Genomic DNA, 25,346 nt, shown 5'->3' with positions numbered 1-25,346 from the left:
CTGGTTTATTTTTTTGTTCTGGTTCGTTTACGAAGTTTAAAAATTCTATCATCATAATAAGCTTTTAATTCCTCTACAAATGACATAGGATTTTCATAGGTTGTTAAAACTTTGTAGGTATAACTCTCTAATAAGTCATTCAATACTTTTTCTAATCGTCCGACTTCTTTTACTAAATAAGAAGTACTATTGGTTGATTTTTGAATTAGCGAAATATCTTTATCAAAACATATATTACCTCCAAAAATATGCGCATGAAAAGCTTCTAACTCTTCTAAGTTTCCGTTCTGGTATATTTCAATAAGTTTTGTGGTAGTTTCTGTCGCTTTTTGTTGCTCGTTTTCTTGCATCGAAAATTTATCAGGGTGTACATACAACATCGCTTCTTTATACAACCTTTTCTTCTCTTTTTGATGCTCTCTTTCTTGTGTTACTCGTTCTTTTGAAACAGGAACGACTTGAGTAACTTCCTTATAATTTTTACCTTTTCTTTTTTGTGCTAACCTTTTTTCTTTCTTAGCTTTCTTTTGTTGCTTAAACAACATAACCAACTCCCTTTCTTCTACTAGTAAATCAGAAATCTCATTACGTAATGATTGTTCAAAAGGAAACAACTTAGTTTCAACGGAAGTAATTTCAGTCTCAAGGTTTTTAATTCTCTCTTGCAGTCTTGAAACTTCATCTGACTTAGACTCTGTAGGAAAGTTTTCTTTACTCATGTGTAATAAAACTTATCGTTTCCTTTGTAAAATGGTCAATCCTACTCGTATTTTTTCATATGGAACTTTCTCTCCTAAAAACTCAAAATAAGGTTTTAAAGCTGTTTCATTTTTCAATACTTTTTTAGCATTTGCTACTAACGCTAAGGTATCAGCCTCTATAAACTCATCCAAACTCACATCTTTTCCGTCTAGGTATAACTTAGATAAATGAGAAAAAATAGTGGTAGGTTTTAATCCACGATTCTCTGCTATTTCTTCAACCGTAAATCCTTCTTTATATAACTTAAACGTTTCTAAAGTGGTATCTTTTTTAGTTTTCTTCTTTTCGTTTAAAAAAGTTTTGATTTCTTCCATAAACTCAGCTCCATACACTTCTAACTTTCGCTGTCCCACTCCACTAATGGCTAGAAATTCTTCGTCAGATTGTGGTCTTTCATTTTCTATTTCTCTTAGCGTAGCATCATTAAACACCAAATAAGCCGCTATATCTTCTTCTTGAGCAATACGATAACGTAGTTTTCGCAAACGCTCAAATAACGTATCCTTAACTGCTTTTTTCTTTTTCTCTTTTGTTACCGTTTTTACTTCTTTTGTAAACGCTACAGGAGTAGTTAATTGTACTTTTTCTCCTTCAAAAAGCACTTTATTTGAAAACTCGGTAAGTTGTAAACTATTGTTTAAATGAAAAGCTATTTGACAATATCCTTGATTGGTTAACTGAATTAAATAATGTTGCCAATCTCTCCAAGAAATATCGTTACCAACTCCATAGGTTTTCAATCTGTCGTAGCTTTTATCTAAAACCGTGGCATTTTTGGCTCCTCTAAGTACATCGATTACAGTTCCCATAGCTTCTTTTCCTTGTAATCGATAAATAGCTGACAATCCTTTTTGTGCAATAACTGTTCCATCAAAAAATTGTGGAGGATTCTTACACACATCACAATTCCCACAGTTTTCTTCAATCAGTTCTCCAAAATAACTGAGTAATATTTTTCTTCGGCAAACCGTAGCTTCAGCAAATTGCTTCATACGTTCTAATTTTGCCTCTTGCACCTCCTTATTCCCTGTGTTTTCTATAAACTGACGTAGTTGAATAACATCTGCGTAACTATGAAATAATAAAGCCTTTGCAGGTAATCCATCACGACCTGAACGTCCAATTTCTTGATAATAACCTTCAATGTTTTTAGGCATATTGTAGTGTATTACCCAACGAACGTTCGATTTGTCAATTCCCATTCCAAATGCAATAGTCGCGCAAATTACTTCACAATCATCTTTAATAAAAGCCTCTTGAGTTTTAGCTCTTTCTTCAAAAGATAATCCTGCGTGATATGCCTTTGCATCAATGTTATTTTCTTGTAATTTTTTTGCTAACTGCTCCGTTGCTTTTCTACTCAAACAATAAATAATTCCTGCTTCATTAGGTCTTCTTTGAATAAACTTAATAATTTGTTGTACTCTATCATTTGCAGGACGCACTTCTAAAGCAATATTTTCTCTGTTAAAAGAACTTATAAATTGTGTAGCATTAGGTATTGTTAGTTGTTCTAAAATATCTTGTTGCGTTGCTTTGTCAGCCGTAGCCGTTAACGCTACAATAGGAACATCTGGTAACGATTTTTTCAAAAATGCTAGTTGTTTATAAGAAGGACGAAAATCGTGCCCCCATGCAGAAATACAGTGCGCCTCATCAACCGCTATGCAACTTATATAAGATTGATTCAATACATTTTGAAGCAATGATAAACTTTCAGGAGCAACATATAATAGTTTTATACTTTTTGAAGCTATCGCATCAAATACTTGTTGCTGCTCTTCAGTTGATTGACTACTGTTAAAAAAAGTTGCAGAAATTCCGTTTGCTCTCAAGCTATCTACTTGATCTTTCATCAAAGCAATTAATGGAGAAATCACCAACGTAACATCTTCAAAAAATAATGCCGGTAATTGGTAACAAATAGACTTTCCTCCTCCTGTTGGCATAATAACCAACGTATCTTTTTTTGCTAAAATATTTTCGATAATAGCTTGTTGCTCTAAACGAAAACTATCGTATCCAAAATTTACCTTTAATTTTTCTAACAATTCTTGTTCTGTAATCTGCATCATTTGGCAAAAATAGGAATAAAAAAGCATCAAGATTATACTCGACCACTGACTACCTCTTGAAAAAGACACAATAAAACATTAGAAACAAGTAATTTATTTTTTTATATTGTGATAATAAAAATAGATTACATGTATACAAAAATACTCTTACTTATTACTTCTCTCGTTTTTTGTTTTTCTATTAGTTCACAAACAAAAAAACTAACAATCAATGTTGTAAACAACAAAAGTCAGCCTATACCTGGAGCCATTATTCTTTTTGATAATGTGAGACAAAAAAGCTGGACAAACTCTAAAGGAGTTTTCAAAATAAAAATCTCTGAAGCTCCTAAAGAAATAAGTGCTTTCTCTCCTAAAGTAGGAATAAAAAAGATTAAGTATAATAATGAAAAGGAAATTACAATAACTATAGATGAAAAAAATGACTTAACCTTAGTAGGAAATACAAATGTAAAAAACATAAGTACTTCTCAATATAGAAATATTTACGATTATATAAGGGGAAAGGTTCCTGGTGTTCTTGTTGGTGCTGACAATACGATTTTAATAAGAGGCTACAATACAGTTAACGGAAACTCTACTCCTTTATTTGTAATAAATAATAATGCTGTTGACCAATCTGTTTTTTCAGATATTGTACCTTCAAATATAATATCAATAAGAATCCTCAAAGGACCTGAAGCAGCAAAATACGGCTCTAGAGGTGCCCATGGAGTTATTGAAGTTATTAGACATTAAACTCATTACTACTGTAAACTATTAAACAAAACCTGAATAAAAACTCAGGTTTTGTTTTAACTTATCCATGTTACTTAATATCTTGTAACAGCACCTCCACTGCTTTTTTTAACTGAGCATCTTCTCCTCTATCTTTCCATCCTGGTGCATTTTTCACTAAGTAATCTGGTACTGCCGGTGCTTCGTTCTCCATGTTCTCTCCTGTTTTCTTTACAAACCATGCTCTAAAAGGCATACGAATCATTCCGTTAGCTAATCGTTTACCTCCTGTAGATACAACAGCTCCAAAAGTTGGCTGACCAACTAACTTCCCTAACCCTAAGCTCTTGAAGGCATGTGAGAAAATTTCAGCATTTGAATAACTATTTTCATTACATAATGCTACCACTGGTTTTGTGTTTACCGATAAAATAGCACGCTCATTAAACGGATAGTTATCTGCAAATTTTTGATGATTTTTTAAACTCTTTGCTGCTCCTCTTGGAATTGTATATGCATGTTGATCTACATTTAACACTGCCATTAATCTATCAGTAGTCCATCCACCACCATTGTAACGAACATCAATTACGATTCCTTTTTTACCATAACCACTTGCTTTTAGTTCACGTTCAAAACGCTCGAAACTTGGCATGTTCATTCCTTGAATATGAATATACCCTAACTGACCGTTAGAATATTCATCTACCAATTTCTTTCTAGAGTTTACCCATTCCTCATATTGTAAACTTCTTAACGACCTTTCTGGGCGTAATACTACCTCTTTACCGTTACCTAAACTCAACAAAATCTCCTTAGTTTGAGTATTCTTTAGTAAACTATAAAAATTCGTATTCTTTTTAATTTCTTGTCCGTTAACAGCAGTAATAATATCCCCCACTTTTAACTTACTGGTTGATTTATCTGCTACTGAATTTGGTAACACATAAGAAACCTTTACTCCTTTTTTAGTGTTCTCTACTTCTAAACCTAATACTCCAACTTTATCACTTGTATTTCTTGGAGCACTTCCTCGGTAGCCCATATGACTCGCATTTAACTGTCCTAACAACAAATTAAACATATAGGTATAATCTTCGTGTGTGGTTGTTGACAGTACCCAAGGCTTGTACTTCTTTACTAAAGCATTCCAATTGTATCCGTGAAATTCTGGATCGTAAAAACCAGCTGTTAATGCACGAATTCCTTCTTCAAAAACCTGTTGATACACTTCTTTTCTATTTGTTGTGTACGTCGCACTGTGAGGCAATCTTGTTACTTTATCTGATTTTGTATTTAATTCAGCTAATTTTCCTCTTGAAGTAAAATAAATTTTCCCTTTGTTTTCAGTAAAGTTTCGTGCATTAGCAACTCCTTTTACTAATTTTGGCTTGCTACCATCCCATTTAACTTTATATGTACTTCTTTTTTCTGTAGCAGGGTTGGTTGCTGAAAAATAAATGAAATCACTATCTGCACTAAACACAGGACTATACTCATCATCTTGTAAAGAAGTAACCTGTACTAAACGATCGTAAATTTTATCTTCATCTATTTTTACAACTACTTTTTTCTTCTTTTTCTTTCCTTTTTTTGCGTCTTTCTCTTTAGAAGGCTCTTCTTTCTTCTCAGGATAATAAGCTCCTTCTTCGTGATCTAGTTTTGACTTTTCCCAATCAGATTTTTCCAACCAAACCATCCAAACATCGTAATTGATTCCGCTTCTGTTTGATAAAAATGCTAACTTTTTTCCGTCAGCACTCCAAACTGGATTGCGGTCACTTCTAGGATGCATCGATACATTCATTTTAGTAGAAGGATTCTCTACAGATTGAATAAAAATTTCGCTATCAAAATTTAAGTCCTCTTGAGAATACGCTATATACTTACTGTCTGGACTCCATGAAACTCCTTCAGCAGCTGCCCAAGAATTAGAGTATTCTTTAACATTTGCTATTTTTCCTTTTTTAATATCAGCAATCATTAAAATTCCTCTTCCCACCTGATAAGCTATCTTCTTTCCATCAGGAGAAACTAAGGAATATTCAATATCTTCTTTGCTATTTGTTAGTTTAGAAACTTTTGTTTTTAAACTACGGTGCAACCCCACCAAAGTATCTGTAGAAACTGCACTGTACAACTGATAAACTCCGTCTCTATCTGAAGAAAAAACAACTGTTTTATCGTCTAACCACTGTGGATTAATATCTCTATACGGATGCTTACTCACATTGTTTGAGCGCTTCTTTTCTTTATTATTCTCCTTTACAAAGATTTCTCCATTAATTTCTAATGCTACGTTTTTTCCATTAGGTGAAACTGCATAATTACCAATGTTTCCTGAAACTGTTTTAGTTTCTTCTTCTTCAAAACGATTATCTGAAACAATATCTAAGTTAATTTTTTGAGTTTTTCCATTTTCTAACTTGAAAGTATCTGCCCCACTAGTATAAACAATCGTTCCATTATTACTTACTGAGAATGTTTGTACACCGTCTTTTGTTTGATTTGTTAATTGAGTAGCTGTACCATTGGCAGTTCCATTTGCAGAAATTACTTGTTTATAAATATTATAACGTCCACTTTTTGCTCCGATGTAGTATAAATTCCCCACTGCATCCCAAACAGGAGAGTGATCATTCTTGTTACTTGTTGTTATTTGATGATATTCATCTGTTTCAGTATTATAAACCCAAATATCACGTTGCGCAGAACCTGAGTAATCTTCACGAGCAATACGGCATGCTCCTTTGGTAAAAGCAATTAATTTTCCGTTAGGAGATACCGAAGCCATTTCACCATAAGCAGTTAATAATCGACGAGGTGTTTCTCCCTTTTCATTAACTACATACATTTGTTTATCCCACTCTGGACCTCTTAACACACGACCAGTCGTAAAAACAATATCTCCTTCTTTTGTCCAATCTGTAGGAATATTGGCTGTAGGGTAGTATGTTAACTGTTTAGGAACTCCTCCTTTTATAGAAGTTACAAATACATTATCATTTCCTTTTCTATTGGATGAAAATGCAATTTCAGTTCCATCTGTGCTCCAAACAGGGTTACTTTCGTAACCTTTATGAATGGTCAATCTTTTTGTTTGCTGATTGTTAAAGTTATATAGCCAAATATCGCCATAATAACTAAATGCCATTTGAGAAGCATCAGGGCTTATCATAGGCTTACGAATTAACGTATGCTGTGCAAATAAAAGATTACTTGCTAATAAGGCCACCCCTAAGAATATCTTTTTAGTCATGTTATTTGATTTTAAATCACCAAATTACTTTATTATGACTAAAATTCTCTTAAAATTAGGAATATATTAACAGTTCTTAACAGTTCTCACAAAATTACTTATCTCTTCAATCCCATTTTTTTCTAATTCTTTAATAAAAGCTGAACCTATAATAGCTCCATTCATGTACTCGCAAGCTGTAGTAAAAGTTTTGTTATCTGAAATACCAAAACCAACAATTAACTTACTTTGCAAATTCATCGCTTGAATTCTTTTAAAGTAATTTATTTGTGCTGATGAAACTTCACCTTTGGCTCCCGTAATAGATGCCGAAGCAACTACATAAATAAAAGCATTGGTTAAAGAATCTATTTTACGAATGCGTTCTTCAGACGTATGTGGTGTAATTAAAAATACATTTGTAATTCCGTATTTTTCAAACAACTGTTGATAATGGTTCTCGTATTCAACCATAGGTAAGTCGGGAATAATTACAGTATCTATTCCGCAATCTCTTACTTCTTTACAGAACCTATCTTCCCCGTATTTAATAATCTGATTCAAGTATCCCATCACTACTAATGGCGTTTTATTCGTTTCTTTTATAGAAGACAACTGTTCAAAAACCACATCGAGATTCATACCGTTTCTCAACGCTACATCACTACTATGCTGAATAGTTGGTCCATCTGCAAGTGGGTCAGAATATGGTAAACCTACTTCTATAAAATCTACTCCACTATTACTTAACTTAGCAATAACTTTTGTAGTATCTTCTAGTTTTGGAAAACCTGCGGTAAAAAAAATTGATAATAAATTGTTTTCCTTTTTATTGAATATATGTTGAATTGAGTTCATTTTCTATGGTTTTGTCAGTTCGAGTGATTTTCGACTTTAGGAGAAAATCGTATCGAGAACTTATTACATCTCGATACAAATTTATTCGTTCCTCTCAAATTCACTCGATGTGACATTCTTTTTAACTATTAGCTTAAATGTTTTATATACGTTTCTAAATCTTTATCACCTCTACCTGATAAATTCACCACAATCACCTGATCTTTTTGTAAATCCATTTTTGGTAATACTGCTAATGCGTGTGCACTTTCTAATGCCGGAATAATTCCTTCTATTTTTGTTAGTTCGTAAGCAGCTTCTAATGCTTCTTTATCCGTAGCATTCATAAATGTTGCTCGTTTTGTTTCATGCAAATAAGCATGTAACGGTCCCACTCCTGGATAATCTAACCCTGCCGAAATAGAATATGGTTCTACAATTTGTCCGTATTCATCTTGCATTAAAATGGTTTTACTCCCATGAATAACTCCTACTTCTCCTAATTGTGACGTTGCTGCACTTTCTCCAGAACTCACTCCTAATCCTGCTGCTTCAACTGCGATTAGTTCCACTTCTTTATCTTCTAAATAATGATAAAAAGCACCTGCTGCATTACTTCCTCCACCTACACAAGCTATAATAATATCAGGATTTTCTTTCCCTGTTTGTTCTTTCAATTGCACTTTCATTTCTTCTGAAATCACTGCTTGCAATCGCGCTACCATATCTGGATACGGATGCGGACCTACCACAGAGCCTATTAAATAATAGGTATCTGGGTGTTGAATCCAATAACGGATGGCTTCATTCGTAGCATCTTTCAAGGTTTTGCTTCCACTAGTTGCTGGTATTACTTTAGCCCCCAACATTTTCATACGGGCTACATTCGGCGCTTGACGTTGAATATCAGTTTCTCCCATGAAAACAACGCATTCTAATCCCATTAAGGCACATACTGTAGCTGTAGCCACTCCATGTTGCCCTGCACCTGTTTCTGCTAAAATTTTAGTTTTTCCTAAATGTTTTGCGATTAGAATTTGACCAATGGTATTGTTTACTTTATGCGCGCCTGTATGATTTAAATCTTCTCTTTTTAAATAAATAGTTGCTCCATACTTTTCTGATAACCTTTTTGCTAAATACAGAGGACTTGGACGACCAACATAGTGTTTTAATAAATCTTTATATTCCTCTTGAAATTCTTCAGATTCTATAATTTTTATATAATTATCTTCTAATTCTTTTACGTTTGGGTATAACAATTCTGGTATAAATGCTCCTCCAAATTGTCCGTAATATCCGTTATTGTCTGGTTGAAATTTCATATAATTTGTTTTAGCTGTTAGCCGTTAGCTTTTTAAACTTTTTTATTTTTTCTACTGATTTTATTCCTGGCTTGATTTCAAACTTGCTATTCACATCAATGGCAAAGCAGTATTGTGATTCTTTTCTTTTAAGAAAGGATTGTAATTCTCCTACTTCTTCTAAGCCTATTCCTCCGCTTAAAAAGTAAGGTTTGGTTGAGTTATAGTTTTGTAAAATTTGCCAATTAAATGTTACTCCGTTTCCTCCGCGCTCTTTACCTTTGGTATCAAACAAAAAATAATCTATTACCTCTTCATAAGGTTTTAATATCTCAAAATTAAATTTGTCTTTGATTCCAAACACCTTAATAATTTCTAGTTTTGGTAAATGTTCCTTTAATTTTTGAATATATTCAACAGGTTCATCTCCATGCAACTGAACCGAATCCAGCTGATATTCTTCAACTAAAGAAACTACAATCTCCAAATACTCATTTACAAAAACACCTACTTTTTTGATTCCTTTAGGTAGTTTCGGAATGATGCCTTCAAAATTTCTTGATGATTTTTCATAGAAAATAAACCCTAAATAATCAGGTTGTAATTCAGCTACTTGCTGAATATTTTCTATAAACTTCATTCCACAAACTTTTAGTTTCATATTATTTATATTTCGTCACTTCGAGTAATTTTCGACTTTGTGAGAAAATTGTATCGAGAAGTACTTGTTCTCGATACTAATTTATTCGTTCCTCATAAATTCACTCGAACTGACATTATCTAATTTGATCGATAAACTCTTGACATGCTTGACCTGGATTTTCTGTTTTCATAAAGTTTTCCCCTATTAAAAAACCATGAAAACCATGTTCTTTTAATCCTGTTATAATCCTTGGATCTGAAATTCCACTTTCTGAAACTTTTACAACTGTATCTGGAATTTGACTTGCTAAATTTATTGAATGTTCTAAATCAACTTCAAACGTCTTTAAGTTTCTGTTGTTAATTCCTATAATTTTATTATCCAGATCTCCAATTTTATCTAAATCTTCTTGGGTATGGATTTCATATAAGACTTCTAATCCTAAATCTGTTGCTAACTGACCGTAATTCTTCAATTGTTCAGCTGTCAAACAAGTAGCTATTAACAACACCACATCAGCACCAATTGCTTTAGCTTCTACTATTTGAAACCCATCAACAATAAAATCTTTTCTTAAAATGGGTTTTTGTTGATTAATTACTCGTGCTTCCATCAAATCTGCCATGGTACCTCCAAAAAAAGAAGTATCGGTTAAGATTGATTGTGCTGCTACATTAGCATCTAAATATCCATTCGTTACTTCAGTAATCGTTGCTTTGTCATTGATAATTCCTTTAGAAGGCGATTGACGTTTAAACTCTGCTATAATTCCTGTTGAATAAGGCTCCAACAATGATTTTTTCAAAGAAATTGGTTGTCTTTTAAAATTCGGACTTTCAACCAGCTTTTTAACAGCAACTTCAGCTTTTATTTTTGCTACTTCCTGTTTTTTAAAGGCTATTATTTTATCTAGTATAGTCATTTCAATTATAAATTATGATTTTTTAATTATGAATTACGAATTGTCTTTTGGATACTTCCTATGATTCTAAGTATTTCCTCTGTATCATTTAAAAATGATTGTGTTGTATCTTTTGAAAGAAAACTAGTGTCTTTTAACAAACGAATCCAATAATGTGTTTCTCTTGCTTCTTTATATGCTATGGTTAGTTTAGCATAAAAATCTTTTCTGCTCTGACCACCAATTGCTTCTTCTATATTCGCTCCAATTGATGTACCTGAACGTAATAATTGTTTACTTAAAACAAACTCCTTTTTCTCTTGTGATAAATGTTTGTACAAGTTCACAATTCTCACAGCAAAATCATAGCTCTTTTCCTGAATAATATTACCCTTCTTCATAATTAACAACTTATAATTCGTAATTACTAATTCGTAATTAATTTATTTAAACATTCTTTCGCTCTTAACCCTAATAACGAATCTTTAGCTTCTTCAAATGCGATTTCAAAACTCTTATTTTTATTAAACGTTTTTAAGGCAAATGCTGCGTTAGTTAATACCACATTATTTTGCTCTTCTGTTCCTTTTCCATTAATAATATTTACGAATATTTCAGCAGCTTCTTTAACGGTATTCCCTCCAAAAATAGCTGATGGAGAAATTTGTTTTTGTCCTAAGTCAGATGGAGAGACTTGTTTCTCGGCCTCTTTTGTGAATAACTTAAAATCTCCTGTTAACGATATTTCGTCGTACCCATCTAATGCATGTACCACGCCATAATTTACATTAGATTGTTGCAACATATAATTGTACACTCTAGCTACTTCTAGATTAAATACGCCCACTAATTGGTTTTGTGGACGACTTGGATTTACCAATGGCCCCAACATGTTAAAAAATGTTTTTACTCCTAATTCTCTTCGAATAGGTGCTACAACTTTCATCGCCGGATGAAATAGTGGTGCGTGTAAAAAACAAATATTTGCTTCTTCTAACTGACGCTTTAACGTAGTCTCATCATTTGTGAAATTGTATCCTAAAAACTCTAACATATTAGAAGAACCTGATGCAGAAGACACACCATAATTTCCATGTTTTGCAACTTTATGTCCTGTTCCCGCCACAATAAATGAGGTTAATGTTGAAATGTTGAACGTATTTTTCCCATCTCCCCCTGTTCCGCATAAATCAATCGTATTAAAGTCTGATAAATCTACCTTTATCGCTAATTCTAATAAAGCTTCTCTAAACCCTGATAATTCATCAACCGAAACTGGTCGCATTAAAAACACGGTAATGAATGCAGCTATTTGTGAAGCATTGTATTTTTCTTGTGCAATATTTATCAAAACTTCTTTCGATTGTTCCTTGGTCAATCGTTTTTGTTCAAATAGGGTGTTTAGTATTTTTTTCATATCAATAGCTTTAAGCTTTTGGCTTTTGGCTTTCGGCAAAAGCAATAAAATTCTGAATCATTTTTTTTCCGTCTGGAGTTAAAATACTTTCTGGGTGAAACTGTACTGCTTCAATAGCAAATTCTTTATGGCGTAATGCCATAATGCTTCCTTCTTCATCAACTGCTGTTATTTCTAGTTCCTCAGGAAAGTTGTTGTGTGAAGCAATCCAAGAGTGATAACGTGCAGCTTCAAAAGTTTCTGAAATATCTTTAAAGGTAATTGCATTATTTTTAGTCACTTTCATTTCAGTAGCTACTCCATGAAATACATCGTTCAAGTTTTCTAACTTACCTCCAAAAACTTCCGTTATTGCTTGCAAACCCAAACACACTCCAAAAATTGGAATTTTACCTGCATAGGTTTTTATAGTTCCCTTTAAAATACCTGCTTCATCAGGAATACCTGGTCCTGGTGACAGAATAATAGCATCGTATTTTTTAATTTCATCTACTGAAATTTCATCGTTACGATACACATCTGGCAACTTTCCTGTTATATCCTCTACATAATGTACCAAATTATAGGTAAATGAGTCGTAATTATCTAATATTAATATCTCCATATTTATAGTATTGAGTATTGAGGTTTGAGTAATAATAAAACATGTATATCCTACATGTAAATACAAACATCTCAATTCTAATTTTATATTTCTTCTGCTAACACCAATGCTTTTTTAAGTGCTGCTAACTTATTATTTACTTCTTGTAGTTCGTTTTCTTCTTTAGAATTAATTACAATTCCTGCACCTGCTTGGTAAAACAAAGTATTATTTTTACTTACAAAAGAACGAATTGCTATGGCTTGATTTACATTTCCGTTCAGTCCAATAAAACCAACACATCCTCCATAAAATCCACGGGTTTGATTTTCGTATGTATCTATCAATTCCATGGCTTTGTATTTTGGTGCTCCACTTAATGTTCCTGCTGGAAATGTATCTCCAACAATTTCTATTGGGTTTCCTGTAATTTTACCTTTTACTGTTGATACCAAGTGAATTACATGACTAAAATATTGAACCTCTTTGTAGGTTTCAACTGTTACATTGGTTGCATGTTTACTTAAATCATTTCTCGCTAAATCAACCAACATTACATGTTCTGCATTTTCTTTCGGGTCATTTGCTAACTCTTTCGCCAACTCCCTATCTTTTTCATCATCACCTGTTCTTCTAAAGGTTCCTGCAATTGGATTAATAATAGCCTGACCTTCATTTATCTTAATTTGTGCTTCTGGCGAAGACCCCATCAATTTAAAGCTTCCGTAGTCAAAATAAAATAAATATGGAGAAGGGTTTATAGAGCGTAATGCTCTGTACACATTAAATTCATCTCCTTTAAATTTTTGTTGAAATTGACGTGATAAAACCAACTGAAAAACATCTCCTCTTTTACAGTGTTCCTTTGCTTTTGTTACACTTTGCTTAAATTCCTCATCCGTGATATTCGAAGTTTCTTCTCCTTCAAAAACGAAGTCATATTTAGCAAAAGATTGAGAATTTACCAAGTTTTCAATTTCTGATAATCGAGATTCTTCTCCTTCTGGTATATTTTCTATCAAAATCATTTCATTTTTAAAATGATTGATTGCTACAATAAATCGGAAAAAGCTATACTGTAATACTGGAATTTCAGAAGGTGCTTTATCTGATTTTAACTGAATTGTTTCAAAGTATTGAACCGCATCAAAAGTTGTATAACCATACAATCCATTAAATGATTTTATTTCCTCTGAACAATTTATCGAAATAACATTGCTAAACGCATCAAACTTCTCATAAAAATTTCTTTGAATAGGCTCTCTTTCTAATTCTTCTTTTCGATACGACAATAACAATTCATCATTTTCTGCCTTGATGGTTATCAAAGGTTCTATACACAAAAACGAATAACTATTTTCTTTACTATGATAATCTGAACTTTCTAACAGCAAACTATTCGCATACTTGTCTCTTGTTCTTAAATACAAGCTAACTGGCGTTATCATATCTGCCAATTGTTTTTTTGCTATTGTTTTAAAGGTAATTTTTTTCATTTTATTTAATATGTAAAAAACAAAAAAGGCTTATCATGAGATAAGCCTTTTCGTTGTATTATAGATATAACAAGATGGTCTCACTAACGTAAGTTATGAGTTTTCCACCACCAGTTATTTAATTGTTGTTTTATCATTATGCTACAAATGTATAAAGTGATTTTGATTTTACAAACTTTTTCGTATTAAAAATAAATAAACAATACTTAATTTACAGAAAAATCTTCTTTAGAGAAGCAAATATCTATTGGCGAGTTACCTATTCCTTTTACAGTTTTAAAAACAGATTTATCTTCATTATAAATAGTAAGTATACTTTTATCTGTATCAAAAAAATCTTCTGCACCTAAAACATGTACTTTTCCTGTAATAGGATGCTCTCTTATAACAGTTGTAAGCATTATTCCTTCTGTAGTTGGATTAATAAACTCTTCTGCTTTTTTTGTTTCTGTGTTAAAACGGTGAATCACTCCTGTTGACACTTCTGACCAATAAACATAACTACTTGATTCACTTACATAAAGCATACTATTCTTATACAAATTCACTCCTGTTAATGTAACCGTTTCATCAATACCATAATCAGCTGTCAAACTTACAAACTTAGCATCTCCAACTCTTTTCTCAGTTCCTATCCAAATTTTATTGTTTTTATCTTTTAAGATTCCTGAAATTACATCATCAAATATTACTGTGGTTTTTATTGACTTATCTTTGATATTTAATACTTTCAACTCTTTATCGTCAGCAATCAATATGTTTTCTCCATCTACCAATACTCCTGATTTTGAAAACAATACTTTTGAAGAAACTCCATCAATCTTATCTTTCACTCCTTCACTTACATTAAAAAACGATAAGTCATATGTTCTTCGTCTTCCTCTTCCACCAGTAGAAATGATTACTCCATCAGTTTCTGAGTACATAGCCAAGTACGAAGGGCTACTTACCTTAGATGTAGTCACTGTTACTTCTTCTGCAAGATCTTTTAAGTTTAATTTTGTAACAAAATTAGGTCCGTCTTGAGACACTATGAATAAACTATTTTCAAAGTTTGTAAAAGATATTGAATTTTTATTTAGAGACTCATATACTTTTGGGGTAAAAACTTGACTTTCATCTAAATGCCCTACCACTGTTTTGTCCCCCTCATAACTTAGTATAAAAGAATTATCATAAATTGGAGTTGGTTCATGTTTCGTTGAATCACTTGAACATGAAAAAAAAACTGATATTAAACATACCAATACAATACTATAATTACGTATCATTATTATAATTAAATTTAAAGTTTCTGAAAACAAAAAAATACAAACATTATATTTCAAATGTTCTTTACTGCTTCTTCTTTTAACCCGAAAGAAAAGCAATGAATTAAATTTTGGCAGGTCTCCTGACTAACATCTTGCTACTACCTTCCCGTAAAAACAGTGGCGTAAGAAATAACAAGTATCTATAGTTTTAATAGACTAAGTTTACAGTTGCGGGTACAGTTTAGGATTCTCACCTAATTCCCTTTTAATTTTCTTTACAATAAAGAAAAACCGCGGCAAATATATTTTAGTCGTAGGAAAGAAACACTAATTTTACTGTTAAAATTACACTTCCTTCTTTTTCGATAAAAGTAAACTCTCATAATTGTTATAGGAATAATTAAAAAGTAGAATAATAATAGCTTAAAACGCAAATTAAAGTTAATTAAAATATGTTTTTTAACTTTTAAAGTTACAATGTATAACCAAAAAAAAATAATTATTTAAAAATAAAAACATCATTCAGTTATTTGCATTATAATAAACAATAAAATTAAAATTATGTGTGGAATTGTATGTGCGTTTGATTTAAAACAACCTTCAGATAAATTAAGACCTCAATTATTAGAAATGGCTAAGAAAGTTCGTCATAGAGGTCCAGACTGGAGTGGAATTTATAGCGATGAAAAAACAATTATGGCACATGAGCGACTAGCAATTGTTGACCCTGCCTCTGGACAACAACCTCTATTTAGCCATGACCGTAGATTTGTCTTAGCTGCTAATGGAGAAATATATAATCATAAAGAAATAAGAAAACAACTTAAGGAACAACATGAGTTTTTAACTAAATCTGATTGTGAGGTTATCTTAGCTTTATACAAAGAAAAGGGAGTTGAGTTTTTAGATGATTTAAACGGGATTTTTGGTTTTGCTGTATACGATTCAATTACAGATGAATATTTAGTAGCTCGTGACCATATGGGAATTATTCCTTTATACATGGGATGGGATAAACACGGAACTTTTTATGTGGCTTCTGAGTTAAAAGCGCTAGAAGGAGTTTGTAACAAAATCGAAATTTTTCCTCCAGGACACTATTATACGCGTGAAGACGGATTACAAAAATGGTATTCTCGTGATTGGATGGAATACGAAGCTGTGAAAGACAATAAGACCTCCATAGATGAAGTTCGCGATGCTTTAGAAGCCGCTGTTCATAGGCAACTAATGAGTGATGTACCTTATGGAGTATTACTTTCTGGTGGATTGGATTCTTCCATCACCTCTGCTATTGCAAAAAAATATGCTGCTAAACGCGTAGAATCTGGTGATAAAGATGCTGCTTGGTATCCGCAATTACATTCATTTTCTATTGGTTTAGAAGGTTCACCTGATTTAGCTGCAGCTAAAAAAGTATCGGAATATATTGATACTATTCATCATGAAATAACCTTTACTATTCAAGAAGGCTTAGACGCAATAAAAGATGTTATTTACAACCTGGAAACTTACGATATTACAACAGTTCGTGCCTCTACTCCAATGTATTTAATGGCACGTGTTATTAAATCTATGGGAATAAAAATGGTCTTATCTGGCGAAGGTGCTGATGAACTTTTTGGAGGATATTTATACTTCCATAAAGCCCCTAATGCAGAAGAATTCCATAAAGAAACTGTACGAAAATTAGATAAATTGTATCAATACGATTGTTTACGCGCCAATAAAAGCTTAATGGCTTGGGGAATTGAAGGTCGTGTACCATTTTTAGATAAAGAATTTATGGATGTAGCAATGCGTATTAACCCAGAAGACAAAATGATTAATGGTGAACGTATGGAAAAATGGGTGTTACGTAAAGCTTTTGAGAGCTATTTACCAAAAGAAGTAGCTTGGAGACAAAAAGAACAATTTTCTGACGGAGTTGGCTACAACTGGATTGACACCTTAAAGGAAGTTGTAGAAGCTGCTATTACTGACGAAATGATGGCAAATGCTCCACATCGCTTTCCTACACAAACACCAAGAGCTAAAGAAGAATACTATTATCGTTCAATATTTGAAGAGCATTTTCCAAGTGAAACTGCTGCTTTAACAGTTCCGTCTGTGCCTTCAATTGCTTGTAGCACCCCTACCGCACTGGCTTGGGATAAAAGTTTTCAAAACCAAAACGAACCTTCTGGTAGAGCTATCAAAGCTGTACATGAAGACGCTTACTAAGAAAAATTCTTAGTTTTTTTTCAAATTTTAGTTGTAAAGAAAACCTCGCTTATTGGCGAGGTTTTTGTTATTCCTTTAAATTTATTTTTTAATTTGGAGCTACATAAAAAGGAGATAAGTTCACCTTTGCATTTCTTCTAGCTCCATAATAATTATAGTAACTCTTATTTTTTTCAATTGTATAAAACGAATCTACATAATCATCATTATTGGCATACCAGCTATCAGGCATCGCTTGAATTATTGCTCCAGCAATCTGACCCAAAACATTAACCCAAGGTTGTGTTGAAACTGTTCCTATAATTTGAAAAACTCCATTTACAATAGCAGAAACTAAGTCTTTATAATTTGTATTGTCATCTTTTTCAAATAACTGAATATTTGCAGCTTGGTATTGATAATCATCCCAAAACAATAATATTTGATTCGGATAATAATCAGTATCATCATGATCTAAATAATACATAGGTATTACCTTAATTTCAGGATTGTTTTTATCATCTTTAATACCTGATGTTATTGCATATACCTCAGCAGCACCACTTATCCAAGGTTCTTCATCATCATTTAATCTTATTTTATCTAACTTCGTAGTTTCTAATCCAGTGTTTCTTGCAGATTTAGTACTTAAATCTAATGAAGACTTTAAAAACCTGTTGTTTTGAACTCCATTTTCTTGAAGATACTCATTCATATAAATTACCTCTCTCTTCAAGGCTTCAAAACCATCAGTTTCAATAACAATAACTGTTTGACTTGGTGCTTCTTTAGGATCAAGATAAACAACTTCTTTATCTATTGTATACGCTTCAACTCTCTCCCAAGTTTTCTCATCTCCTTCAGGAGCAAAAGAAAATAATACATTAGAAAAATCTTCTATTCTCTCTCCATTGTGCATCCAAACTTCCAAAATCTCTATCTTTTCAGGAGCGGCTTCTTTAGACGCCTTACCTTCTAACATAGTGGTTTTAGACATTAACATTTTATATGACTCTTCATCACTTACAAACTCAGAAGTTTGGTTTAAAATTTTAGACATCGCTACACTTGGTTGCTGATTATTCAACAACTCAAGAGTCTTTTCTTTAAAGCTTTGATTCTTCATCAAATCAATAAATTGAAAAGTAGCTTCTTTCTTATTTGTTAAACTAGAAATTTGCTCTTCTGTCAAACTTTCTGAACCAGTAACTAATTCTTCAGAATTGTTACAGCCAATAAACAACATAGAAGCCAATAAAGCTCCTAATAAAATTCGGGGGGTTTTCATTTTAAAAAAAATTTAATTTATTAATACTAGCTTCAATATTAACAAAAAACACAACAAAAACCTTAAAAAATGTTAATTTTTTACAAAAGCATAAACAAAAAACCATTAAACACTAATTTAAATTCATTTATTTAACACCAAACAAACAATTTTATAACTTTACTTTTATAAAACATTTTTAAAGCCAAATAAGCTATTTTTATAAAAAAAGATTAGACCAAACTATCCATTTATCTTCAAATTCTAATTTAAAAGTGTTTTTAGCCGTTTTAAGGGCTTTTTTATTTCTTAAGCAATTGTTGATAAAACATCACAAAAACCTCTTAAAAACTTTATTTAAAGTTTATAAAATCGTAAATTTGTAATGTAACAATAATCGCTCCCGAGCGATTTTTTTATGATAAAGACTTTAATTTAATTCTCTTTATAATGAGCGAAGAAAAAAAACATAATTATTCTGCCGATAGTATCCAGGCGCTAGAAGGAATGGAGCACGTACGCATGCGTCCTTCCATGTATATTGGAGATGTTGGAGTACGAGGATTACACCATTTAGTATATGAGGTTGTAGATAACTCTATTGACGAAGCCTTAGCTGGTCACTGTGATGAAATATCAGTAGATATTAATGAAGATAACTCTATTACAGTAAAAGATAATGGTCGTGGTATTCCTGTTGGAATTCATAAAAAAGAAGGAGTTTCTGCACTACAGGTTGTAATGACCAAGATTGGTGCTGGTGGTAAATTTGATAAAGATTCATACAAGGTATCTGGTGGACTACATGGTGTTGGGGTCTCTTGTGTGAATGCACTTTCTGATCATTTAACTGCAACTGTACATAAAGAAGGTAAAATTTGGCAACAAGAATATGAAAGAGGTAAAACTTTATACCCTGTAAAAACTATTGGAGATACAGATTTTACTGGAACTATTGTTAGCTTCTTGCCAGATAAATCAATCTTTCAACAAACAACAGAATACAACTACGATACCTTAGCTACACGTATGCGCGAATTAGCATACTTAAATAAAGGTATCACCATTACGTTAACTGACAAACGTAATCAGGATGATGAAGGGAATAATATTTCTGAAACATTTCATTCTGAGGAAGGTTTATCTGAATTTGTGAAATTCTTAGACGGGACAAGAACACAGATTATTCAAGATGTAATTTCTATGGAAGGTGAAAAGAATGGAATTCCTGTAGAAGTTGCTATGGTGTACAATGATTCGTATGCTGAGAATTTACACTCATACGTAAATAACATTAATACACACGAAGGAGGTACACACCTATCAGGTTTCCGTCGTGGTTTAACGCACACATTAAAAAAGTATGCTGATGAGTCTGGTTTACTTAAAAATGTAAAATTCGAAATTGCTGGTGATGACTTCCGTGAAGGATTGACAGCAATTGTATCTGTAAAAGTAGCAGAACCTCAATTTGAGGGTCAAACAAAAACAAAATTAGGTAACCGTGAAGTAAGCGCTGCTGTATCACAAGCGGTATCTGAAATGTTAACGGATTATTTAGAGGAAAATCCAAACGACGCTAAAACCATTGTTCAAAAGGTTATTTTAGCTGCACAAGCACGTCACGCAGCACGTAAAGCTCGTGAAATGGTACAGCGTAAAACAGTAATGAGTATTGGTGGTTTACCTGGTAAATTATCTGACTGTTCTGAAACTGACCCTGCTCAATGTGAAATATTCCTTGTTGAGGGAGACTCGGCAGGTGGTACTGCAAAACAAGGTCGTGACCGTAACTTCCAAGCTATTCTTCCTTTAAGAGGTAAAATCTTAAATGTAGAAAAAGCTATGCAACATAAAGTTTTTGAAAATGAAGAAATCAAAAACATGTTTACCGCATTAGGAGTTACCATTGGAACAGAAGACGACCCTCGTGAATTAAACTTAACCAAATTACGTTACCATAAAGTAGTTATTATGTGTGATGCCGATGTGGATGGTTCCCACATTGCTACTTTAATTTTAACATTCTTCTTCCGTTACATGCGTGAAATGGTTGAACAAGGATATATTTACATTGCTACTCCTCCTTTATATTTAGTTAAAAAAGGGCAAAAACGCGAGTATGCATGGGATGACAATCAACGTGATTTAATTGCTCAAAAAATGGGTGGATCAGTAACAATTCAACGTTATAAAGGTCTTGGAGAGATGAACGCAGAACAATTATGGGACACTACCATGAATCCTGAGTTTAGAACATTACGACAAGTTACTATTGACAACTTAACTGAAGCTGATAGAATATTCTCTATGCTAATGGGTGATGAAGTTCCTCCACGTAGAGATTTCATAGAAAAGAATGCAAAATATGCGAATATTGATGCATAAAACAATTTCTTAACGACAAAAAAGCTCAATAAAATTATTGAGCTTTTTTTTATTTTATATTTTTACCGCTTAAAACAACATCCTCATAATTATGAAAAAAATTCTTTTACCACTTTTAACTCTAATGGTAAGCTTTAGTGTTAAAGCTCAGGAATTAGAAACTATTTTATTAGCAAAAGAAGACGCTAGCAAACTAACAAATGCTTATTTAGATCCTGCTATGAAAGGTTTTATTTATAGTATGAACAATGGCTGGTATCATACTGCTAAAGTTCACAAAAAATTTGGCTTTGATATCACTATTGGTGCTAATGCTTCTTTTGTACCTTCTGAAGATGAAATATTTAATCTAACAAAAATAGGATTATCTAGTAATACTACCTATAACCAAAATACTACACCAACAGTTACTGGAAGCAATTCCCTAACTCCTGCAGAATTAACATATAGAACAACCGTTAATGGACAAGAAGTTGAAGCTAACTTTACAATGCCTGAAGGCGTTAAAGATGATCTACCTGCTAATGCCGTACCAGCTCCTTCTGTTCAAATTGGATTAGGACTTCCTTATAAATTTGAAGCAATGGTTAGATATGTACCAAAAGTAGGCTCTGATGATGTAAAAGGAGGATTGTTTGGAATAGGAGTAAAAAAAGAAATTACCAATTGGTTTGGTCCTATGGATAAAACACCATTGCATGTTTCTTTACTAGCTGCCTACACCAATATGAATGTTGATTATACAATAGGTGATGTTTCTGGTGATGTATCAACCGAAAATGCTTCTGCAGAATTTAAACTAAATTCATATACTGTACAAGCAATCGCATCTTTAAACTTTCCTGTTATTAATATTTACGGAGGTGTAGGATATAATGGAGGTAATACCAGACTAAATATGCTTGGAACCTACATTCTTAGATACGAATTCAATAATATTCCAGTAGATGAAGAAAGAGTTACTGACCCTTTATCTTTAAAGACTAATACGGGCAGCTTTAACACCACATTAGGTGCTCGTTTAAGTTTAGGTTTCTTTAAAATCTTCGGAAGTTATACCTTACAAGAGTATAACTCTGTTAATGCAGGTATTGCTTTTAGTTTTAGATAAAACTCACTTTATAAACCAATAATAAAAAAAACCTATTTTGTAAAAATAGGTTTTTTTTATTCTCTATATTCGCAACTAATTTTTTACTTTAACAAAATTTTAACCTCTTAATTTTTAAGTGTTATGAAAACAAAATTATTCTTATTACTTCTATTAATCTCTATATTAGTATCTGCCCAAAAGGCCCCTGATCACACACTTACTCTCGATAGTAAAATTAGTGACGTTTACCTACACAACCTAACAGGGATTCCCGTGATTACAACAGACGGTGCCGTATATGGAGTTAATGGTGAAACAGGTCAAAAAATATGGGAGTTCAAAGAAAGTGGATTTATTAAAAATCTTAATGCTCTTGGTCAAGATGGAGGTTCTTCTTTTAGTGAAGTAGCATTATCTCCATTCGGAAAATTTAATCAAACAATTTTCAACATCAAAACGGGTCATAAAATTTTAGACGAAAAGACCAATGGATACAAAGGAATTTTTGATGACAAGTTTGTTTTTGGTAAAAATGCTATTTTATTTTTTGCAAAAACTGATAAAACTGAAGCTAAACTATTTTTAACTAGCATTGAAAATGATAACATCATTTGGGAAAGCTCTATAAAAACCAATAAGAAATTAGGAAGCTTATTATTAGGAGGTGCAGGTGCTTATAACTTTATCCAAAACGAAGATAAAATTGCTTTTACAGCTGGTAAAACTGTTTTTTTAATTAACAAATCTGATGGTAAAGTTATACTATCAGAAAAATACGACGCTGGTAAATTGTTTTTTACAGAAGATAATAAGTCTTTAATCGCTGTTGAAAACAAAAGTAGTTCTTTAGTTGGGGGAGCTATTAAAGCTGGTTTTACCATGGGATTATCTCTAATAGGGAAAAAAGTAATTGGTAAAGAGCTTATTGCTTTTGATGTAAATTCAGGTAAAGAAACTTGGAAAAAACCTATTAAACTAGATGAGGGGTTTGTAGACTATCAATTTGAGGATGGAAAATTATTTTTAATCCACGAAGACGGAGCTAAATTATTTGACTATCATACTGGTGAAGATGCTTGGAAAAAAGAATTCAAAAGAAAAAAAGTTAAAGGTGTTGAAAAAACTTCAGAAGGTTATATTGTTTATTACAAAAACAAAAAGCATTTGGTAGATAATACTGGTAAAAAAGTTTGGAAAAAACCTCAAAAGGTTATTAAAAATGTAGATTTTGAAGTAGACGACGAAGAAGAATTCACTACTTTCTCTTATGATAAAGGTACTATTTTTGTAACCCCATACAGAATAGAATATTTCCAAAACGGAGAAGAGAAAAGAGTATACAAAATTAAATTAGATGAAAAAAATGATAAACTAACCTATCATGAGAAAAACAACTCTTTAATTTTATTAAGTGGTAAAAAACTATACATTTTAAACCCTGACAAAGAACTTGGAAAAGACCAAGTAAAAAAGATTGATTTTAATGATGCTAGTAAAATAACCTCTGTTGAAATAAGAGACAATGGTTATTTCATCAACAGCAACTGGGAATATGTAATTACAGACTTCAAAGGTAATGTAATAAAGAATGAATACTTTAAACAACCTGGCGAAGGGTTTAGACATTTAAAGAATTTTGGTTCTTATGCATTAGGTTTTACTGGTTTTGGAATGCAAGGACTTGGATACGCTAACGCCACATATGGATCAGCACTAGTTGGATCAGGAGCTTTTGTAGGTAAACAAAACACAATAAATCGCGGTATAAAACATGCTAACAAAGGCGTATCTCAATTTAACGACGGAACAACGATTTCTGAAATAGGAGAGTTATTATGGGATGGAGACCGTCACAATGCTTTTAAAGCCACTAAAAATAATGCCTTCTTCTATGCAAACAAAGGAGGTAAAAAAGTTTTAGTGCAAGTTAACAAAGATTCTGGTGACACTGTTGAAACATATGAGTTTGGTGTAGATAAACCAAAATACAAAATTGACAAGCCCGCTAAAAAGATTTATTTTTCTAAAGGAAAAGACTTAAAAATATTTAGCTACAACTAACAATATAAAACCCGTTGAAATATCAACGGGTTTTTCTTTTATATCCATAGCCAAATCGCTATTTTTGTGCATCTTGTGCGGATTCCGCACTTATAAACATAATTAATTACAAAAAACATATATAAAATGAAAGTAACGGTTGTAGGAGCAGGTGCTGTAGGTGCTAGTTGTGCTGAGTACATTGCTATTAAAAATTTCGCTTCTGAAGTTGTTTTAGTTGATATTAAAGAAGGTTTTGCTGAAGGTAAAGCAATGGATTTAATGCAAACTGCTTCTTTAAATGGTTTTGATACTAAAATTACAGGAACAACAGGAGATTATAGCAAAACTGCTGGATCAGACATCTGTGTAATTACTTCAGGTATTGCTCGTAAACCAGGAATGTCTCGCGATGAGTTATTAGGAATCAATGCTGGTATCGTAAAATCAGTAGCTGCTAGTTTAGTTGAGCAATCTCCTAATACAATCATTATCGTAGTATCTAACCCAATGGATACTATGACATATTTAGTACACAAAGCAACTGGATTACCTAAAAATAGAATCATTGGTATGGGTGGAGCATTAGACTCTGCTCGTTTTAAATATCGTTTAGCTGAAGCTTTAGAAGCTCCTATTTCTGATGTTGACGGAATGGTTATTGGTGGTCACTCTGACAAAGGAATGGTACCGTTAACTCGTTTAGCTACTCGTAACTCTGTTCCTGTATCTGAATTCTTATCAGAAGAAAGATTAGAGCAAGTAAAACAAGATACTAAAGTTGGTGGTGCTACCCTAACTGGTTTATTAGGTACTTCTGCTTGGTATGCTCCAGGTGCTGCTGTATCTGGTTTAGTACAAGCAATTGCTTGTGACCAAAAGAAAATATTCCCTTGTTCTGCTTTATTAGAGGGAGAATATGGTTTATCTGATTTATGTATTGGTGTACCAGTAGTATTAGGTAAAAACGGAATTGAAAAAATCGTTGAAATTAACTTAAGCGAGGAAGAAAAAGCTGCTTTAACTTCTTCTGCTGAAGCTGTTAAAAACAACAACACTACTTTAACTTTCTAGGAAGTTAAAAACGTAGAATCTAAAAGTCCTGAGTAATGAATTTACTCAGGACTTTT

The 25,346-nt window shown here is 32.4% G+C and carries 19 protein-coding genes and 1 riboswitch; of the genes, 6 read left to right on the top strand and 13 right to left on the bottom strand.

Annotated features, from left to right (window positions below; genetic code table 11):
• Window positions 1-5 precede the first annotated feature (5 nt).
• On the bottom strand, window positions 6-719 hold the full coding sequence (locus tag ABHQ57_RS05750; protein ID WP_167713275.1) for a hypothetical protein: 714 nt from the start codon (window positions 717-719) through the stop codon (window positions 6-8).
• A gap of 12 nt (window positions 720-731) precedes the next feature.
• Entirely contained in the window at window positions 732-2,837 is a 2,106-nt protein-coding gene (gene recQ / locus ABHQ57_RS05745) for a DNA helicase RecQ (protein ID WP_231128380.1), read from the bottom strand.
• Between the two features lie 129 nt (window positions 2,838-2,966).
• Between recQ and ABHQ57_RS05740 the strand changes: the two genes are divergently transcribed.
• A complete protein-coding gene (locus ABHQ57_RS05740) occupies window positions 2,967-3,575 on the top strand; it encodes a TonB-dependent receptor plug domain-containing protein (protein ID WP_073181619.1) in 609 nt (202 codons plus the stop codon).
• A 70-nt stretch (window positions 3,576-3,645) separates the two neighbouring features.
• On the opposite strand, the gene ABHQ57_RS05735 is transcribed toward ABHQ57_RS05740, so the two are convergent.
• The 10 genes from ABHQ57_RS05735 to ABHQ57_RS05690 all read right to left on the bottom strand — a co-directional run bounded on the left by ABHQ57_RS05735 (window position 3,646) and on the right by ABHQ57_RS05690 (window position 15,244).
• Window positions 3,646-6,813 carry a S41 family peptidase gene (locus tag ABHQ57_RS05735; protein ID WP_167713273.1) on the bottom strand — a complete coding sequence of 1,056 codons (3,168 nt, stop codon included), beginning with the start codon at window positions 6,811-6,813 and terminating at the stop codon, window positions 3,646-3,648.
• A gap of 66 nt (window positions 6,814-6,879) precedes the next feature.
• Window positions 6,880-7,650, bottom strand: coding sequence for a tryptophan synthase subunit alpha (trpA, locus tag ABHQ57_RS05730; RefSeq protein ID WP_167713271.1), 771 nt, complete (start codon window positions 7,648-7,650; stop codon window positions 6,880-6,882).
• A 128-nt stretch (window positions 7,651-7,778) separates the two neighbouring features.
• Window positions 7,779-8,954 (bottom strand): tryptophan synthase subunit beta, encoded by a 1,176-nt coding sequence (gene trpB, locus ABHQ57_RS05725; RefSeq protein ID WP_167713269.1) that lies wholly within the window; start codon window positions 8,952-8,954, stop codon window positions 7,779-7,781.
• A gap of 10 nt (window positions 8,955-8,964) precedes the next feature.
• On the bottom strand, window positions 8,965-9,573 hold the full coding sequence (locus ABHQ57_RS05720) for a phosphoribosylanthranilate isomerase (RefSeq protein ID WP_231128379.1): 609 nt from the start codon (window positions 9,571-9,573) through the stop codon (window positions 8,965-8,967).
• A 136-nt stretch (window positions 9,574-9,709) separates the two neighbouring features.
• On the bottom strand, window positions 9,710-10,498 hold the full coding sequence (trpC, locus tag ABHQ57_RS05715) for an indole-3-glycerol phosphate synthase TrpC (RefSeq protein WP_047788469.1): 789 nt from the start codon (window positions 10,496-10,498) through the stop codon (window positions 9,710-9,712).
• A 26-nt stretch (window positions 10,499-10,524) separates the two neighbouring features.
• Window positions 10,525-10,878 (bottom strand): four helix bundle protein, encoded by a 354-nt coding sequence (locus ABHQ57_RS05710; protein ID WP_167713264.1) that lies wholly within the window; start codon window positions 10,876-10,878, stop codon window positions 10,525-10,527.
• A 26-nt stretch (window positions 10,879-10,904) separates the two neighbouring features.
• Window positions 10,905-11,894 (bottom strand): anthranilate phosphoribosyltransferase, encoded by a 990-nt coding sequence (gene trpD / locus ABHQ57_RS05705; RefSeq protein WP_167713262.1) that lies wholly within the window; start codon window positions 11,892-11,894, stop codon window positions 10,905-10,907.
• Between the two features lie 10 nt (window positions 11,895-11,904).
• Entirely contained in the window at window positions 11,905-12,498 is a 594-nt protein-coding gene (locus tag ABHQ57_RS05700; protein WP_389862727.1) for an anthranilate synthase component II, read from the bottom strand.
• A gap of 83 nt (window positions 12,499-12,581) precedes the next feature.
• Window positions 12,582-13,973 carry an anthranilate synthase component I family protein gene (locus ABHQ57_RS05695; RefSeq protein WP_389862725.1) on the bottom strand — a complete coding sequence of 464 codons (1,392 nt, stop codon included), beginning with the start codon at window positions 13,971-13,973 and terminating at the stop codon, window positions 12,582-12,584.
• Window positions 13,974-14,179: 206 nt separating this feature from the next.
• Window positions 14,180-15,244 (bottom strand): hypothetical protein, encoded by a 1,065-nt coding sequence (locus ABHQ57_RS05690; protein ID WP_389862722.1) that lies wholly within the window; start codon window positions 15,242-15,244, stop codon window positions 14,180-14,182.
• 94 nt (window positions 15,245-15,338) lie between these two features.
• A riboswitch (cobalamin riboswitch) is annotated at window positions 15,339-15,537 on the bottom strand.
• 250 nt (window positions 15,538-15,787) lie between these two features.
• Between ABHQ57_RS05690 and asnB the strand changes: the two genes are divergently transcribed.
• Window positions 15,788-17,449, top strand: coding sequence for an asparagine synthase B (gene asnB, locus ABHQ57_RS05685; protein WP_389862719.1), 1,662 nt, complete (start codon window positions 15,788-15,790; stop codon window positions 17,447-17,449).
• An 88-nt stretch (window positions 17,450-17,537) separates the two neighbouring features.
• Here asnB and ABHQ57_RS05680 read toward each other — a convergent pair whose 3' ends face one another.
• A complete protein-coding gene (locus tag ABHQ57_RS05680) occupies window positions 17,538-18,716 on the bottom strand; it encodes a DUF3103 family protein (protein ID WP_073181635.1) in 1,179 nt (392 codons plus the stop codon).
• Between the two features lie 429 nt (window positions 18,717-19,145).
• Here ABHQ57_RS05680 and gyrB point away from each other — a divergent pair, with 429 nt between their 5' ends.
• The 4 genes from gyrB (at window position 19,146) to mdh (ending at window position 25,290) form a co-directional block, all read left to right on the top strand.
• Window positions 19,146-21,083 (top strand): DNA topoisomerase (ATP-hydrolyzing) subunit B, encoded by a 1,938-nt coding sequence (gene gyrB / locus ABHQ57_RS05675; protein ID WP_047788474.1) that lies wholly within the window; start codon window positions 19,146-19,148, stop codon window positions 21,081-21,083.
• Window positions 21,084-21,174: 91 nt separating this feature from the next.
• Window positions 21,175-22,194: a DUF6588 family protein gene (locus ABHQ57_RS05670; RefSeq protein ID WP_073181637.1), complete on the top strand. Its 1,020-nt coding sequence runs from the start codon at window positions 21,175-21,177 to the stop codon at window positions 22,192-22,194.
• Window positions 22,195-22,317: 123 nt separating this feature from the next.
• Window positions 22,318-24,237 carry a PQQ-binding-like beta-propeller repeat protein gene (locus ABHQ57_RS05665; RefSeq protein ID WP_047788476.1) on the top strand — a complete coding sequence of 640 codons (1,920 nt, stop codon included), beginning with the start codon at window positions 22,318-22,320 and terminating at the stop codon, window positions 24,235-24,237.
• A 126-nt stretch (window positions 24,238-24,363) separates the two neighbouring features.
• The gene (gene mdh / locus ABHQ57_RS05660; protein ID WP_073181642.1) at window positions 24,364-25,290 is read left to right on the top strand and encodes a malate dehydrogenase; all 927 of its coding nucleotides are present in this window, start codon (window positions 24,364-24,366) and stop codon (window positions 25,288-25,290) included.
• Window positions 25,291-25,346: the final 56 nt, after the last annotated feature.

Origin of the sequence: Tenacibaculum sp. ZH5_bin.1, assembly GCF_042865525.1 — a bacterium.
Classification (GTDB): Bacteria; Bacteroidota; Bacteroidia; order Flavobacteriales; family Flavobacteriaceae; genus Polaribacter; species Polaribacter mesophilus.
Note: the sequence above shows the minus strand (reverse complement) of the source record. Positions and strands in the feature narration are given on the sequence as shown.